The organism is Pantoea sp. SIMBA_079 (assembly GCF_046940275.1).
Lineage (GTDB): Bacteria > Pseudomonadota > Gammaproteobacteria > Enterobacterales > Enterobacteriaceae > Pantoea > Pantoea borealis.
On record NZ_JAWRYR010000552.1, the window covers coordinates 1 to 258 of the forward strand.

General features: G+C 67.1%; 1 protein-coding gene. It reads right to left on the reverse strand.

All coding sequences use genetic code 11. The annotated features are described in order from the left end of the window. Positions 1 to 258, reverse strand: a 258-nt coding sequence (locus tag SB719_RS21170; RefSeq protein ID WP_412159889.1) for a M16 family metallopeptidase, incomplete at both ends; no start/stop codon positions are given.

Below are 258 nucleotides of genomic sequence, written 5' to 3' on the forward strand. Positions count from 1 at the left end.
GGTCGGCTTCGAGCTGCAGCAGCCAGGCCAGGGTGTCGGGATCGCGACTGAAACTGGCGAAGTAGTTCGTGCGGTCCAGCCACGTGGTGCCGTTGAAGCGGATGCCGCGCTTGCGCATCTCGCCCGGGATGTCGGGATGCGCCGGCGTGCCCTTGAACACCAGGTGTTCGAGCAGGTGGGCCATGCCGGTCTCGCCGTAGTGCTCGTGCCGCGAGCCGACCCGATAGACCAGGTTGACCGTCGTCACCGGCTTGCTGG